Source organism: Pseudomonas koreensis, assembly GCF_025447595.1.
Lineage (GTDB): Bacteria > Pseudomonadota > Gammaproteobacteria > Pseudomonadales > Pseudomonadaceae > Aquipseudomonas > Aquipseudomonas koreensis_H.
This window is the reverse complement of the sequence record NZ_JAOEJU010000025.1, coordinates 70821-86807: the sequence shown is the minus strand read 5'-3', so window position 1 is coordinate 86807 and position 15987 is coordinate 70821. Positions and strand designations below refer to the sequence as shown.

14 protein-coding genes, 1 tRNA gene and 1 pseudogene are annotated in these 15987 nt (G+C 61.4%); 5 read left to right on the top strand and 11 right to left on the bottom strand.

The window, feature by feature from the left end; genetic code table 11:
- Position 1 precedes the first annotated feature (1 nt).
- Positions 2-74: transfer RNA gene (locus tag N8H71_RS24375), tRNA-Glu, on the bottom strand.
- A 388-nt stretch (positions 75-462) separates the two neighbouring features.
- Here N8H71_RS24375 and N8H71_RS24370 point away from each other — a divergent pair.
- Positions 463-1221, top strand: coding sequence for a hypothetical protein (locus tag N8H71_RS24370; protein ID WP_262195960.1), 759 nt, complete (start codon positions 463-465; stop codon positions 1219-1221).
- 524 nt (positions 1222-1745) lie between these two features.
- Here the strand turns inward: N8H71_RS24370 and N8H71_RS28995 are convergent.
- The 4 genes and pseudogenes from N8H71_RS28995 to N8H71_RS24355 form a co-directional block, all read right to left on the bottom strand.
- Complete coding sequence (locus tag N8H71_RS28995; protein WP_420793713.1) at positions 1746-2609, bottom strand: methyl-accepting chemotaxis protein; 864 nt, start codon at positions 2607-2609, stop codon at positions 1746-1748.
- Positions 2607-3671 (bottom strand): annotated as a pseudogene (locus N8H71_RS28990) (HAMP domain-containing protein); the annotation flags it as partial. The pseudogene N8H71_RS28990 and the gene N8H71_RS28995, both read right to left, overlap by 3 nt.
- 147 nt (positions 3672-3818) lie before the next feature.
- Positions 3819-5219: a PLP-dependent aminotransferase family protein gene (locus tag N8H71_RS24360; protein WP_262195958.1), complete on the bottom strand. Its 1401-nt coding sequence runs from the start codon at positions 5217-5219 to the stop codon at positions 3819-3821.
- A 194-nt stretch (positions 5220-5413) separates the two neighbouring features.
- On the bottom strand, positions 5414-6175 hold the full coding sequence (locus tag N8H71_RS24355) for an SDR family oxidoreductase (protein WP_007917441.1): 762 nt from the start codon (positions 6173-6175) through the stop codon (positions 5414-5416).
- Between the two features lie 227 nt (positions 6176-6402).
- Between N8H71_RS24355 and N8H71_RS24350 the strand changes: the two genes are divergently transcribed.
- Positions 6403-7407 (top strand): NADP-dependent oxidoreductase, encoded by a 1005-nt coding sequence (locus tag N8H71_RS24350; protein WP_262195957.1) that lies wholly within the window; start codon positions 6403-6405, stop codon positions 7405-7407.
- Positions 7408-7460: 53 nt separating this feature from the next.
- On the opposite strand, the gene pyrF is transcribed toward N8H71_RS24350, so the two are convergent.
- A complete protein-coding gene (gene pyrF / locus N8H71_RS24345) occupies positions 7461-8159 on the bottom strand; it encodes an orotidine-5'-phosphate decarboxylase (RefSeq protein ID WP_007960372.1) in 699 nt (232 codons plus the stop codon).
- 295 nt (positions 8160-8454) lie between these two features.
- On the opposite strand from pyrF, the gene N8H71_RS24340 reads away from it, so the two are divergent.
- From N8H71_RS24340 to xopAW, 3 genes are all read left to right on the top strand, one after another.
- Entirely contained in the window at positions 8455-9204 is a 750-nt protein-coding gene (locus N8H71_RS24340; RefSeq protein ID WP_262195956.1) for a response regulator, read from the top strand.
- Complete coding sequence (locus N8H71_RS24335) at positions 9204-10253, top strand: sensor histidine kinase (RefSeq protein WP_207983663.1); 1050 nt, start codon at positions 9204-9206, stop codon at positions 10251-10253. The genes N8H71_RS24340 and N8H71_RS24335 overlap by 1 nt, the downstream gene beginning before the upstream one ends.
- A 110-nt stretch (positions 10254-10363) precedes the next feature.
- Positions 10364-11221, top strand: coding sequence for a XopAW family type III secretion system calcium-binding effector (gene xopAW, locus N8H71_RS24330; RefSeq protein ID WP_262195955.1), 858 nt, complete (start codon positions 10364-10366; stop codon positions 11219-11221).
- A gap of 497 nt (positions 11222-11718) precedes the next feature.
- Here the strand turns inward: xopAW and N8H71_RS24325 are convergent, their stop codons facing one another.
- The 5 genes from N8H71_RS24325 to N8H71_RS24305 form a co-directional block, all read right to left on the bottom strand.
- Positions 11719-12759, bottom strand: a complete 1041-nt coding sequence (locus N8H71_RS24325) for an AI-2E family transporter (RefSeq protein ID WP_262195954.1) — start codon at positions 12757-12759, stop codon at positions 11719-11721.
- 68 nt (positions 12760-12827) lie between these two features.
- Positions 12828-13634: a DUF4892 domain-containing protein gene (locus N8H71_RS24320; protein ID WP_262195953.1), complete on the bottom strand. Its 807-nt coding sequence runs from the start codon at positions 13632-13634 to the stop codon at positions 12828-12830.
- A gap of 127 nt (positions 13635-13761) precedes the next feature.
- A complete protein-coding gene (locus N8H71_RS24315; protein WP_262195952.1) occupies positions 13762-14616 on the bottom strand; it encodes an alpha/beta hydrolase in 855 nt (284 codons plus the stop codon).
- Positions 14613-15419, bottom strand: coding sequence for an alpha/beta fold hydrolase (locus N8H71_RS24310; RefSeq protein ID WP_085683559.1), 807 nt, complete (start codon positions 15417-15419; stop codon positions 14613-14615). Before N8H71_RS24310 ends, N8H71_RS24315 begins: the two co-directional genes overlap by 4 nt.
- A gap of 118 nt (positions 15420-15537) precedes the next feature.
- Positions 15538-15981: a hotdog fold thioesterase gene (locus N8H71_RS24305; RefSeq protein WP_007957810.1), complete on the bottom strand. Its 444-nt coding sequence runs from the start codon at positions 15979-15981 to the stop codon at positions 15538-15540.
- Positions 15982-15987: the final 6 nt, after the last annotated feature.

The following is a 15987-nucleotide window of genomic DNA, read 5'->3' as shown; positions in this document are numbered from 1 at the left end:
GCGTCCCCTAGGGGACTCGAACCCCTGTTACCGCCGTGAAAGGGCGGTGTCCTAGGCCACTAGACGAAGGGGACACACTACAACATTCACTCCCTGCCGCGTTTCGCTGTGTGCTTTACGCTGCAAGTGGCGCGCATTCTATGGATGGATTGAAAGGTCGTCAACCCCCAGATATAAATTTATTTAAATCAATGACTTCGACCTGCTTTACGGGCCGTTTCCGACTTTTGCGTCGCCCGACGATTGACGCCTATATTCCGACACTCGCCAAGGCGTTATAGTCCACGGCACAGATGATGGCAATCTGCACCCCAAGGGCCAGCATTTATATAAGCCGGTTCCTGGCCGATACAGATTCAGCTTCGCCGATCCAAACCCGTCGAGCGGCGCTAGGCTCCTCTATGCCAAGCCACTACACTCGCACGCGAACCCTATAAAGAGGTCTTACCGGTGACACCACTCATGATCACCCTGCTAGTCATAGCCGGGATCGCAATCTTGATCGCCATTGGCTACATGAACCATGTGGTGGAAAACACCAAACTGGAGAAGGCCCGCACCAAGGTCGAACTCAACGATCGCCTGCGCCGTTGCGGCGAACTGACCGAAACCTTCCCCGGCCAGTTCATGACCCCGGCCCTCAAGCTGCTGCTGACCCGCCTTGAGCTGAACGTCTGCCAGCGCCTGCTGAACCTGGAAAAAACCAGCGCCACCACCAAGGCCCGTATCACCGAACTGAGCGCGCTGGTGGCCCAAGGCGAATCGATCCCGGTCAACAACCCACCGGCCCCGATCCAGACCGAAGCCAAGGCCAAAGACGTCCGCTTCCTCCTCGAAGCCCTCCACGGCCAGATCACCCGCGCCGCCCAGGACGGCTTCCTGCCACCGAACGAAGCCAAGCACTGGATCCGCGAAGTACGCCACATCCTCGTCCTGCTGCACATCGAGTTCTTCAACAACCTCGGCCAGCACGCCCTCCAGCAAAACCAGCCAGGCCAGGCCCGCCTCGCCTTCGAACGCGGCGTGCAATACTTGCGCAAACAACAGGAACCGCAAATCTACGCCGAACAACTCCAATACCTGGAAAAACTCCTGGCCCGCGCCAACGCCCAGGTCATGGACAAAATCGCCCCGGTCGAAGGCGAAGAAAACCAACTGACTGCCGGCCTGAAAGATGTCGAGGCCGATGCAGACTGGAAGAAAAAAGTGATTTACGACTGAGTGCAGTCAAAAAGAGAAGCCACCGAGAGGTGGCTTTTTTGTTTGGCTTAAGTTCAAGAGTAAACCTGAAAACCACCAGCCGACTGGCAAACCGCATTCGCGAGCAAGCTCGCTCCCACAGAAAAGCAAAAGCAGCCCGCATTCGCCTCTCGCTTCCCACCACTCAACACAATGAGCGTTAGCTCGAGTACCGCTTTTGACGTGCCGGCCCCATCGGAAGGCTGAGTGGAGGGATTGATCCGGGGTAGGCGCGCAGCGCCGTTTGGCGAAGCCAAACACATCGAGAGGAGGTGCAGCGAAGCAAACCGTAGGCGATGCCCCCGGATCAATCCCGGAACGAAGGAACCCCGAGCCCCAGCGAGGGGCCGAACGCCGGGGCCAAGCCTTTTGGTTCCTTTTTGGCGTCTGAAAAAGGGACTCGCCGTAAGGGCGAAACCGCCAGCAGCAGCACCCGAAGCAACGGATATTCACACCAAACAACCAGCAACCTGGTCGGCCCAAAGGCCGCCAAGGTCAAATCCAAATCAAAGCCGAAAATGCCCAACCATCCCCTTGAGCTCACTCCCCAACTGCGCCAGCTCAACACTCGAAGCCGCATTCCCCCGCATGGCAATCGAAGACTGATCCGCACTCGCCCGAATACTCGTCACACTGCGATTGATCTCCTCCGCCACCGAACTCTGCTCCTCGGCCGCCGCCGCAATCTGCTGGTTCATCTGCTGAATCAACGACACCGCCGCCGCAATACTCCCCAACGCACTCTCGGTCTGCAACGCATCACTCACCGCCAGCTTCACCAGCTCGCCACTGCTCTGAATCTGCTGCACCGATGAATGCGCCGCTGAGCGCAAAGCACTGACCAGCCGCTCGATTTCCTCAGTCGACTGCTGTGTGCGCCGAGCCAGCGCCCGCACCTCGTCGGCAACCACCGCAAAGCCCCTGCCCTGCTCGCCCGCCCGCGCCGCTTCGATCGCGGCGTTGAGTGCCAGCAGATTGGTCTGCTCGGCAACACTCTTGATCACCCCCAGCACCGTCCCGATATTCTGGATTTCTGCACTGAGGCTTTCGATACTCGAACTCGCCGACGTCGCCGAATCCGCCAGTTGCTCGATCCGCGCCATGCTCTGACGCACGACCTGCTGACCGCTTTCAACCTTGCCATCGGCAGTCTGCGCCGCGAGCGCCGCCTCTTCGGCATTGCGCGCCACATCGTGCACGGTAGCGGTCATCTGGTTCATCGCCGTGGCAACCTGTTCGGTCTCCTCCTTCTGGCTGCTGACCTCAAGGTTGGTCTGCTCGGTCACCGCCGACAACGATTGCGCCGAACTGGCCAATTGCTCGATGCCTGCCTGCAACCCGCTGACAATCGTGCTCAAACCCGCGCCCATCTGCTGCATGGCCAGCATCAACTGGCCAATTTCGTCACGGCGGGAGACCTCGATCGTTGCGCTCAGATCACCGGCAGCAATCTGTTGCGCCACGTGAATCACGCTGCGCAACGGTGCAACGATCAATCGGGTGATCACCCACGCCGCAATCAGACCGACCAACAGCGCCAGCGCCGACGAGCCAATGATCAGCACCGAATTCTTTTTCAGCTCGCCCTGCATCGCGCCGTCTTGCGCGACATACGCTTGATCGACCCGCGCCACGACCTCGTCGGCCCGCTGGTGCAACTGTTGATAGACAGTCTTTTCCTGGGCCAGCAACCCGGTGTACTCGGCAAGCTTGTCGCTGAAACCGGCAATATGCCCGGACACTTCATTGAGTACCGTCAGGTAACCCTCGTCCTTGACCGTGGACTTGAGCTGTTCAGCCTGAGCCTGGGCTTGCGCAGCCTGTTCGATATTGCCCTGGCCGGCGCTGTCGTCACCCTTGCGGCTTTGATCCAGGCGTACCCGCGCTTCGTTCATCGCCTGCAACATCAAACGTGAGACCTGGCTGACCTGGCCGGCCTGCTCGATGAATTGCGCCCCGTCCTTGCCCTCGCTGTCTTTCAGCGTGTACGCGCCGTCGTCGGCCAGACCGGCCTGCAATACATCGAGATTGTTAGCGACGCTGGACACCGACCAGCTGGCCATCTCCAGCGCCAGATCCTTGGCCTGAGACAACGAGACGAATTCATCGAACGCCTTGCGGTAAGCACCCAATGACTGTTGTACGTCGTTCATGACCGACTCATTGCCCGGCGACAAAACCTTGAGTTGGTCGGCCATGGCGATCAGACCGTCGACACCCTCATGCAAGGCATCGGCGGTTTTCGGGTTGCCGTGCAAGGCGTAGTCCTGCTCCAGCAGGCGCACCTTGAGCAGGCCACTGTTGAGCGAGGACATCTGCTTGAGGCCGTCGAAGCGCTGACTGATGGTTTGCAGGGACCAGACGCCAATGGCTGCCACCAGTGCCGTCAGCAACAACACCAGCACAAACCCGATACCCAGTTTTTTTGCCATACCGAGGTTGGCAAAACGTCCTTGCACGGCCGAAATCATTGCGCGTAGCCCCCTGCCATAGTCTGTTGCCGAAGATTCGCAACGGCCATGAACCAGCACAAGTCTCTGGCGTCGGAATAATGGCAAAAAGCTACGCACGCGTCGTTTTCAGAACGTTTGAGGTCGATCCACGCCAGTGTCACGAAAAAACTGTCGCGCTCGGGGATCACAGGCATGAGCCACGTTGATCCGCAGCCAGTCACAGGCTTGGCCACTGGGGCTGTACGACGTTGCACAGGACAGTTGTACCCCGCAATGCCGGGCATGTCTGCGCAGGCGCGCCTCATCGGCCAGCGGCGGACGGGCCCAGATGAACAGGCCTCCCGTGGGCTTGCCGAATACCTCCCAGTCGGCATCTTCCAGCGCCTGCAAAGCGGCGGCACGGTCAGTATTGAGTCGCTGACGCTGGCGCTGCACCAGCTTGCGATAAACGCCACTGGCGAGCAAACCGGCCAACACCGCCTCACAGAATCTCGAGGTGCCCATGCAACTGATCGTCTTGACCTGTGCCATACGCTTGATCAGCTCGCCACTGGCCAATACAAAACCAACCCGCAACGAGCTGCTCAGCGTCTTGGAAAAACTGCCAACGTAAATGACCCGTCCCTCATCATCCAGCGCCGCTAACCGAGTGCCGTTGCCATGGTGCAGATCGGCGTAGACATCATCTTCGATCAGCCGCAGATCGTAGATCTTGCTCAATTGCAGGATTCGACGGGCCACCGCCGGCGCCAGACAACTGCCCGTGGGATTATGGTGGTGACTGTTGATGAACAGCGCCGTCGGCCGGTACTGCCGCAACAAAGCTTCAAGCGCTTCCAAGTCCGGACCGCCCGGTGTGCGACGCACCTCCAGCATGCGGATTCCGTGCAGGCGCAGGAGTTCGAACAACGGCGCATAACCAGGGGATTCGACCACGACACAATCACCCGCATTGAACAGGGTCCGCACGATCAGGTCGAGACCATGGCTGGCGCCGGCAGTCGTCAGCACGTGCTCATCGATGACGTTAATGTCCAGCAATCCGAGACGTTTGACGATCTGCTCGCGCAGCGCCGGAAGCCCCAAGGGTTCGCTGTAGTTGAACAGACTGGCCATGTCGGTGCGGGCCACCTGGCGGATCGCATAGCTGAGATCATCGGATTCGCGCCAACTCTCCGGCAACACACCGGCCCCCAGCGTCAATCCGCTGCGCCATTGCGTTCGAAAGTCGGACCCTTGCTGCTCGCCCTCAGCACCGGAACCACCGATCACCCCGCAACAATTCGGCAACGCAGCGGCCACCATGAAGCCCGAGCCTTGGCGCGAGGCCAGAATCCCCTGCGCCACCAGTCGTTCACAAGCTTCCATGACGCTTGACTGGCTCAGCAGATTGCACCGGGCAATCTGCCGCACGGAGGGAAGACGCGTCGTCGCAGGCACCTGCCCGCGCACGATCCATTCGGTCAAGCCATCAACGATCTGCTGTACGACCGGCACCATTGCCTGTCGGTCAATTCTCAATTCCATGAGCACGCAAACTCCTGTCCGTTTTGCTGGCGGCAGTAAATCACAGCCACGCCCTTCAGGCTGTGCGACAAAGCCGCCAAAAACCACCGTTCTCAAGATTTGAAACACATTGTTTAAAGGATTCACGGAACGGATTGCAGACAAAAAAAGACCCGCTGATCAGCGGGTCCATGGCGGTACTCGTCGCGGCGTGTTCAGAACGCTGTCACACCACCATCCACGGCCAGCGAATGACCGGTGGTGAATGCCGCACCATCGCTGCACAGATAAAGCACCGCGCTGGCGATTTCCTCGACCTTGCCGATGCGGCCGACCGGGTGCATCGCATTGGCGAACTCGCCTTTCTTGGGATCTGCCTCGTAGGCACGCCGGAACATGTCGGTATCGATCACTGCCGGGCAAACCGCGTTCACGCGGATCTTCTTTTTGGCGTACTCGATAGCGGCAGACTTGGTCAGGCCGATCACTGCATGCTTGGAAGCGGCATAGATGCTCATCTTCGGCGCAGCACCCAGTCCAGCCACCGACGCGGTGTTGACGATCGCACCGCCGCCCTGAGCCAGTAGCAACGGCAACTGGTACTTCATGCACAGCCAGACACCCTTGACGTTGACGCCCATGATCGCGTCGAACTCGTCCATCGAGCCTTCGGCCAGTTTGCCCTTCTCGATCTCGATCCCGGCGTTGTTGAAGGCATAGTCGAGACGGCCGTAGGTATTGATCACCTCGTCCATCAGATTTTTCACTTCGCTTTCGACGGTCACGTTGCAGCGCACGAAGGTCGCTTCACCGCCGGCTGTACGAATCAGCGCCACGGTGCCCTCGCCCCCGGCCGCATCCAGATCGGCCACCACCACTTTCAGACCTTCGGCGGCAAATGCCTGCGCCGTCGCGCGGCCGATGCCGTTGGCCGCGCCGGTGACGACGGCTACCTGACCGGAAAACGTCATGCTCATTGTTATGTCCTCGAATGCGGGGGATTGATGAAGGCAGCATAGCCACAGGGGCCTGAGTGACGTCAGCACTATCAAAAGGCCGGTTAGCCTTTCATGAATCGCAGTGATGAAACCCCGCGGGGCACTATCACCGTACTGGATCAACCTGCATTCGCCCCGTAAGCCAACCTTGCGGCATCGCGCATGAAGGTCTATCAACAAGGCTTCATTCAATTCGAGTGCCTGTCATGACCAACCAGACCAATCGCCAGTTCCTGCTCGCCAAACGCCCGGTGGGCGCCGCCACCCGCGAGACCTTCACCTATCAGGAAGTACCGGTCGGCGAGCCGGCGGCGGGGCAGATTCTGGTCAAGAACGAATACCTGTCCCTCGACCCGGCCATGCGCGGCTGGATGAATGAAGGCAAGTCCTACATCCCGCCGGTGGGTCTGGGTGAAGTCATGCGCGCGCTGGGCGTAGGCAAAGTCGTCGCGTCGAACAATCCGGGGTTTGCCGTCGGCGACTACGTCAACGGTGCCATCGGCGTGCAGGATTATTTCCTCGGCGAGCCAAGAGGTTTCTACAAGGTCGATCCGAAACTGGCACCGCTACCAGTTTATCTGTCCGCACTGGGCATGACCGGCATGACCGCCTATTTCGCCCTGCTGGATGTCGGCGCACCGAAGGCCGGTGACACCGTGGTGCTTTCCGGTGCAGCGGGCGCGGTCGGCAGCATTGCCGGGCAGATTGCCAAGATCAAAGGTTGCCGGGTGGTCGGCATTGCCGGCGGCGCGGACAAGTGCAAGTTCCTGATCGATGAACTGGGTTTCGACGGCGCCATCGACTACAAGAACGAAGACGTGCTGGCCGGCCTCAAACGCGAATGCCCGAAAGGCGTGGACGTGTATTTCGACAACGTCGGCGGCGACATCCTCGACGCGGTACTGAGCCGCCTGAACTTCAAGGCGCGCGTGGTGATCTGCGGCGCGATCAGCCAGTACAACAACAAGGAAGCGGTCAAAGGCCCGGCCAACTACCTGTCGCTGCTGGTCAACCGCGCGCGGATGGAAGGCTTCGTGGTGATGGATTACGCCGCACAGTACGCGAGCGCCGCCCAGGAAATGGCCGGCTGGATGGCCAAGGGTCAGCTCAAGAGCAAGGAAGACATCGTCGAAGGCCTGGAAACCTTCCCTGAGACACTGGGCAAACTGTTCAGCGGCGAGAACTTCGGCAAACTGGTGTTGAAGGTCTGAAAAACAAATAAGGGAGCCATCGGGCTCCCTTATTTGATGCTTCAGCTGTTCGCTCAGGCCAGTTCGGCAACCACCGAGGCCAGTGCCTTGGCTGGATCCGCCGCCTGGCTGATCGGACGGCCGATCACCAGATAGTCGGAACCGGCATCCAGCGCCTGACGCGGGGTCAGGATGCGACGCTGATCGTCCTGGGCGCTGCCCGCCGGACGAATCCCCGGGGTCACCAGTTGCAGCGACGGATGCGCGGTTTTCAGCGCAGTGGCTTCCAGCGCCGAGCACACCAGACCGTCCATCCCGGCCTTCTCGGCCAGCGCCGCCAGCCGCAGCACCTGCTCCTGCGGCTCGATGTCCAGACCGATACCCGCCAGATCCTCACGCTCCATGCTGGTCAGCACGGTCACACCGATCAGCAACGGCTGCGGGCCACTGCGTTTGTCCAGCTCTTCACGGCAGGCTGCCATCATGCGCAGACCGCCGGAGCAGTGAACGTTGACCATCCACACGCCCATCTCGGCAGCGGCCTTGACCGCCATCGCCGTGGTGTTGGGAATGTCGTGGAATTTCAGGTCGAGGAATACTTCGAAACCCTTGTCACGCAGGGTACCGACGATTTCTGCGGCGCAGCTGGTGAACAGTTCCTTGCCCACTTTGACCCGGCACAGTTTCGGGTCCAACTGGTCGGCCAGCTTCAGTGCGGCGTCACGGGTGGGGAAATCCAGGGCGACGATGATAGGAGTCTGGCAGGCGGACATGGATGGGCTCTCAGGCAAGTCGAAATCGGCGCGCATTGTAGCGGAACCGGCGGCGGCGCGGCACCCGATGATCGGTAAATCGTCGCGCCAACCGTGATCAGCATAGCCTTGCAGGGTATTGTGTCGAACCCGATACACAACCGACACGCCGGCAACATGCGCCCGCGCTAGCCTCGCCAGCCGCAACAAGTCCTTACAGCAGCCCTTCCCGCCTCACGGCCGGACGCCTATGCTGAAACCACAACCTCGCAGCCTATCTTTGTGGTTGGCGGCCTACTGGCAGATGAACAGCCTCATGCACAACTCCCAAGCCTCCGTGAACGACGAGCAGAAAGACGACAAGCGCTGGAGCATCCGCGCCCTGATCGTCGACGATGACGTGCCGATCCGCGAATTGATGATCGACTACCTGGCCCGATTCAACATTCACGCCAGCGGTGTCACCGACGGCGCGGCCATGCGTCAGGCGATGCAGGCCGAACATTTCGACGTGATGGTGCTCGACCTGATGCTGCCCGGCGAAGACGGTCTGTCGCTGTGCCGCTGGCTGCGCGCAGAGTCCGACATCCCGATCCTGATGCTCACCGCCCGCTGCGAACCCACCGACCGCATCATCGGCCTGGAACTGGGCGCCGATGACTACATGGCCAAACCGTTCGAGCCTCGGGAACTGGTGGCGCGAATCCAGACGATTCTGCGCCGGGTGCGCGACGACCGCACCGAACAGCGTGCGAACATTCGCTTCGACAACTGGCGCCTGAACAGCGTCCTGCGCCAATTGATCGCCGACGATGGCCTGGTGGTGCCGCTGTCCAACGCCGAATTCCGCCTGCTCTGGGTATTCATCGAACGCCCGCGCCGGGTGCTCAGCCGCGAACAGTTGCTGGACGCCGCCCGTGGCCGCTCGATCGAAGCCTTCGACCGCAGCATCGACCTGCTGGTCTCGCGCCTGCGGCAAAAACTCGGCGACGACCCGAAAGCCCCGCAGCTGATCAAAACCGTACGCGGTGAAGGCTACCTGTTCGACGCGCGAGACATCGGCTGATGCGGGCGCGCTTCGACACGCTGTTCGGCCGCCTGTTTGGCGTGCTGTTGGTGGCGATCGTCCTGGCGCACTTGCTGGCCTTTGCCTGGTTCCGCCTCTACGGCCCGCCGCCACCGCCTCCGCCGCCGGAGTTCTCGGAAACCATCGACGGCAAACAGCCGGTTCAGGATCCACGCTACCCGCCCCGTCCGCCGCGCCCCTGGTTCGGCGGGCCGATCGTGCCGCTGACCTTCCAGTTCATCTCGCTGATCATCGCCGCCTGGTACGGCGCCAAGCTGCTGACCCGGCCGATCCAGCGCCTGAGCGATGCGGCCGAACGCCTGAGCGAAGACCTCGACAGCCCGCCGCTGGACGAAACCGGCCCCCGGGAAGCCCGGCAAGCCGCACACACGTTCAACCTGATGCAACACCGCATCCGCGAACAGGTGCAGCAACGGGCGCGGATGCTCGGCGCCGTCTCCCACGACCTGCGCACCCCACTGTCGCGGCTGAAACTGCGCCTGGAAAACATCAACGACGACAAGCTGCAGGGCCAGATGCGCCAGGATCTGGACGACATGATCGGCATGCTCGACGCCACCCTCACCTACCTGCACGAACAGCGCACCAGTGAAGCCCTGCAATTGATGGACGTACAGGCGCTGGTCGAATCCCTGTGCGAAAACGCCCAGGATCAAGGCGCCGACGTTCAGGTCAGCGGCCATTGCGCGCCCTTGCAAGTCCAGCCGATGGCACTGCGCTCGTGCATCAACAACCTGATGGACAACGCCCTGCGCTATGCCGGACAAGCGCACATCGAACTGCAAGACCAGCGCGAACAACTGCTGATCCGCGTCATCGACCACGGCCCAGGCATCGCGGCGGACAAGCGTGAAGCCGTGTTCGAACCGTTCTTCCGCCTCGAAGGCTCACGCAACCGCAACTCCGGCGGCGTCGGCCTGGGCATGACCATCGCCCGGGAAGCAGCGCAACGCCAGGGCGGACAACTGACCCTGGCAGAAACACCCGGCGGCGGCCTGACCGCCGTGATCCAGTTGCCCCGCCACTGATCCCGACTGTGTACCGGCCGGTACAAACCTCACATACCCACGACACCTTGCGACTGGAGGCTACATAAGCCGGTACACCCACCGGTTTTCCAGTCCAAGGAGTGAGCCCGATGATCGGTAGCGTCAGCAACTACACGAGCTATACCAGCACCAGCAGCACCTCCACCCAGAACGCCCGCAGCCAGCAACTGCAAAAGGAACTGTTCGCCAAGCTCGACAGCAACGGCGACGGCGCGGTGGATCAGGACGAACTCGGCAGCGCCCTGTCACAGAAGTCCAACGACGGCCTGCTGGTCAGCCTGAGCAAACAATTCGGCGATCTGGACAGCGACGCCAGCGGCAGCCTCAGCGCGGAAGAAATGACCGCCATGGCCCCACTGCCACCGCCCCCAGGCGACCAAGCCCCCAACACCGAACTCGCCGACGCCCTGATCAGCGCCCTGGACACCGATGGCGACGGCGCCATCAGCAGCGACGAACTGAGCAACGGCCTGACCAGCGCCGGCAGCACCGCCGACAGCAGCAAAATCTTCTCGGCCCTGGACAAAAACGAAGACGGCGTCGTCAGCCAGGACGAACTCGCCGCCAGCCTCACCCCACCGCCACCACCGCCGCCGCAAGCCTCCAGCGACGAACTGTTCAGCCAGCTCGATGCGGACGGCGACGGCACTGTTACCGCCACCGAACTGAACAGCGCGTTGCAGGTCAGCGACAGCACCTCCTCGAACAACACCGACACCGCCGCCGCCCTGCTCAAGGTTCTGGACAGCGACAGCAGCGGAGGCGTCAGCAGCGACGAACTGAAAGCTGCACTGCATGCAGGTCGTGAGCGCCCGGACGATGAACAGACTGCCAGCAATACTCAAACCACCACCGAAGCGCTGAACCGCATGATTGCCAATCTGAGCAAGCAGTACTCGCTCGAAAGCACTGCGTCGGTGGGCAAGTATTTGAATGTGGCTACCTGAAACGCTGGGCTAAAACGCTTCCTCTGCAGCAGTTCCTGCAGGGAAGCGTACATTCACTTAGACATGGCCTGACTGTCCCGCAGCCATCGCTGGCAAGCCAGCTCCCACAGAAGAGCAAGAGCAAAAGCCCCTCACCACTCAACACAATGAGCGTTAGCTCGAGTACCGCTTTTGACGTACCGGCCCCGTTGGAAGGCTGAGTGGAGGGACTTATCCGGGGGTGGGAGCGCAGCGACCGTGCGGCGCAGCCGCATGCATCGAGAGGAGGTGCAGCGAAGCAAACCGTAGGCGATGCCCCCGGATCAATCCCGGAACGAAGGGACGCCGAGCCACAGCGAGGCGCCGAACATTGGGGCAAGCCCTTTTGGTTCCTTTTGGGGCGTTTGCCAAAAGGGACTCGCTGTAAAAGCGAAACCGCCAGCGGCAACACCCGAAGAAACGGATATTCACCCAATCCCAAAGAGCCTGGTCGGCCCAGAGGCCGCCAAGGCAAAGCCTCAAACCCGAGCCTGACTCTTACTCCAATCCGTCAACAAACTATAAGCCACAGCCAAAAGCGTAGGCCCGATAAACAACCCGATAAACCCAAACGCAATCAACCCGCCAAACACCCCAAGCAACACAATCACCAACGGCAGATTCCCGCCCCGGCTGATCAGATACGGCTTGAGCACGTTGTCCACGCCACTGATGATGAACGTCCCCCAGATCCCGAGAAACACCGCCATCCCGTACTCGCCCTTCCAAGCCAGCCACGCCGTGGCCGGAATCCACACCAGCGGTGGCCCCATCGGAATCAGACTGAGCAGGAACGTAACGATCCCCAGCACCAGCGCCCCCGGCACCCCGGCGATCAGGAACCCGATCAGCGCCAGCACCGCTTGCGCCGCCGCCGTACCGATCACCCCGTTGACCACCCGCTGCACGGTACCGGCCACCAGATCGATGTAGTAACCGGCCCGATCACCGATCAGGCGCTCCAGCAGGCTGTGCACGAACGCCGCCAGTCGCGGCCCGTCGCGGTAGAAAAAGAACACGAAGACAATGCTCAGGGTCAGTTCGAGAATCCCGCTGCCGATCTGCGCACTGCGCGCCAGCAGCCAGTTACCGACCTGCCCCAGATAGGGTTTGATCGCCACGATGATCGCAGCCCCTTGCTGATCGATGCTGTTCCAGACCCGCACCAGGCGCTCGCCCACCAATGGAACGCCGCCAAGCCAGGACGGCGCCTCAGGAAGTCCGTCTACCTGCACGTCCTTGATGAACGCGGTGGCATCGCGCACGTGATCCGCCAGGTTGAATCCCAGCCACACCAACGGCCCCGCCACCAACAACATCCAGCCCATGGTCAGCAACAGGGCGGCCAACGACTCACGCCCGTTCAGCCATCGAGTCAGCAAGCGCATCAGCGGCCAGCTGGCAAACGCCAGCACCGCGCCCCAGAACAGCGCCGACCAGAACGGCGCCATCACCCACAGGCTGGCACCGAACAACACCAGCAACAGGATCTGTACCAACAGGCGATCGTTATTGAGCATGCAATCTCTCGAAAAAATCAGTCAGCAAAAGCGTAGGCGAACACGCGACGCCTGCACAGCCGAAACAACTAACGCAACAGATCGATGCGCAGGCCCTGGCTGTCGACACTGCCGGTTTCCATTCGCGCGGCACGCACGCCCTGCCCGATCAGCGCCTGACGCCAGGCCTCGGCTTTGGGCCCGGACACCGTCACCCGCAAGGTGGTGTCGAGATTCAGACCACGGGACAGCAAGCGCAGCCAGGTGTCATCGGGATCACCGGAAAGCTTTGGAAAATCCAGCTCGCCAGTGCTTTTCAACTGCCGTAACAGCGTGGCAGAAGTCGGCAACAGATCACCGAGCGGTGCCAGAGCCTCGAACTGTTCGACATGCAGGTAGGCTTTGCGATTGCCGCGAGTGATGCTGTAAAGCGCCACCAGCGTGTTATCGCGAGGCGCCGCGAGCCTCAGCAGCAGATAGGCCTGTTGTTCATCGGCGCCATACAGTTTGGCGTTGCCGAACACCTCGTTGGCCCACAGGCTGCTCTCGCCGCAATCCCGGGCCTGGCACCAGAACAACAGTTCGGCGTCCTGCTTTTGCAGGGCTTCGCGAGCGAGGGTGAAGGCTTCGGTGGCGGAATGTTCCGGCGGCAATTCGTAGGTCACCGCGGTGGTTTGCCCCCGGGCGCTGACCTGACCGTCGAAACGCAACTGGCCGCTGATCTTGCGGATCGAGCCGAGCGGATAGATCCGCTCCAGCTCCACGGCGGGGCGATAGTCGACGATCTGCGCATCGACCACACGCGGCACGATCGGCAGATCCTGACTGCCCGGCAAGTCGGCAGCGAATAGAAAGGGACTGAAACAGCACAGCACCAGCAGACTGATAGATCGCATGGACAGGCTCATCGCAGGGGCATGGCCTGGGTGCCTTTCGGCCAGTTCGGGGTCGCAGCGGTGTAGAAATCCATCTTGGTTGTCTCCCATTTCAACCCGCCCAGCCTCGACAGTTGCCCGGAGCAAGTCAAGGAATGGCGAAGAACCGATTGAAACAGTCTGCGACAAGGTCGGCCCCGGCCTCATCGTTCAGGTGCAGATGATGCCCGCCCGGCAACTGTTCCCGGTCAAAGGGTAGACGCTCCAGCAGCTCCGGATGTTTGGCCAGCATGCCGTCAGCGGCGACCACTAACCGCGCGGGGCAGGCAATGCGCTGCACGAAAGCCATCGCCTGTTCCTGGGTCAGACGCAGCGGCGACGGCAAGGTCAGGCGGTTGTCGGTGCGCCAGGTGTAACCACCGGGCACCGGCATCAGACCTCGCTGCGCCAGCAGTTCGGCGGCTTCGCGACTGACCGCCACCAGCCCTTTCATGCGCGCTTCGATCGCCCGGTCGAGGGTGTTGTAGACCGGTTTGCGCTTTTCCCGAAGATCAAGCTGCGCCTGCAGGGCCATGCCCATGCGCTCGGCAGCGTTTTCGCCTTTGTCGGTAGGAGGAATCACCCCGTCGATCAACGCCAGATGGGTGATCCGTTCGGGCAACGAACCGGACAGCACCAGCGACACGATCGCGCCCATGGAATGCCCGAGCAGGCCGAAACGTTTCCAGCCCAGTTGCTCGGCAACCTGCAGCACGTCATGGGCGTAATCCCACAATGCGTAACCGGCCCCGTTCGGCCGGTGCCCGGAATGCCCGTGACCGGCCATGTCCAGTGCCACGATGCGCAGGCCTTTGAGCTTCGGCGCCAGGCGCGCGAAGCTGTTGGCGTTGTCCAGCCAGCCGTGCAGGGCGATCACCGGCAATCCGTCTTCCGGGCCGAACAGGTGCGCTGCCAGTTCGATATGCGGCAGGCTCAGGCGCACTTCTTCGACGGCGGGGTTCATGCGCAATCCTTGTCTTGCCGGCGCTCCCAGCGATCGAACAGGTTTTTCAGTAATTGCGCGGTGTCCTGGGGGCGCTCAAGCGGAAACATGTGTCCGCCAGGCACGGTCAGCGACTCGCCCTGAGGCAGGCGCCCTACGAACCGTGTGTGATGGTTCATCACTACGCGGCTTTTGTGCCCGCGCACCACCGCCAGCGGTACTTTCAATTGCCGGGTATGCGCAGGACTGGTGTGCGGCACGCCGCGATAGATGCTGATCTCGGTCGCAGGATCGAAGCGCAGGCGCAGCTTGTCGCCGACCTTGTGCAGGCCGTGTTGCAGATAAGCATCGAAACATTCCGGATCAAAGCTGCGGAACAACGTCTTGCCGGCAAAATAACCACGGGCGCTGTCCAGATCGGCAAACTCTTCGCGCCGTCCCAGCGTGCGACCGGCCGGGGTCAGTTTGTCGATGAAGCCAAAGCGCTTGGCGGCGCGAATCACCCATTGATCGGTGCGGGTCAGCACCGGCGAGTCGAGCATCACCACGCCCCGATACAGTTCAGGGCAACGCAGTGCGGCGTGTAAATGCAGCATGCCGCCGAAGGAATGGCCCACGCCCCACACCGGCTCATCTTGCTGTTGCAAGTGATGGATGAGCTCATCGACCAGGTGGTACCAGTTGTCACCCGCCGGGAAACGCGGGTCATGGGCGTGTTGTTCCAGATGCGCGACCCGGTACTCGGGCGCCAGCGCCGCGAACAGTTTGCCGTAGGTGCCCGAAGGGAAACCGTTGGCGTGGGCGAAGAAGATCGGTTGCGACATACCGGCAAATCCATGAGCGGAAAACAGGCGTTGATTGTCCGTAAGACCGCGTCCCACAGCAATGACCGTAACTGCCAGGAATGATGACAGTCCGGTCAGGGCTATGACGCTTCGGCCATCAACGCGCCGGCGGTTGTTCTCCCAGCGGCACCACTGCCATGGTCAGGCGCGACACACAACTGGCCTTGCCTTCATCGCTGGTCAGGCGGATGTCCCAGACATGGGTGGTGCGACCGATGTGGATCGGTTTGGCCACCGCCGTCACCCGCCCGCTGCGCAGTCCGCGCAGATGGTTGGCGTTGATTTCCAGGCCCACGCAATAGAACTTGCTGGCGTCGATGCACAGGTAACTGGCCATCGAGCCGACCGTTTCCGCCAGCACCACCGAGGCGCCGCCGTGCAACAGGCCGTAAGGCTGATGGGTGCGATGGTCGATGACCATGCTGGCCGTCAGCGACTCCTCGTCGAAGGACTCGAAGCGAATGTCCAGCACTTCGCCGATGGTGTTTTTCTGGATTGCGTTCAACTGCTCGATGTTCGGAGTGGTGCGCCACAAGGTCATCGCAGG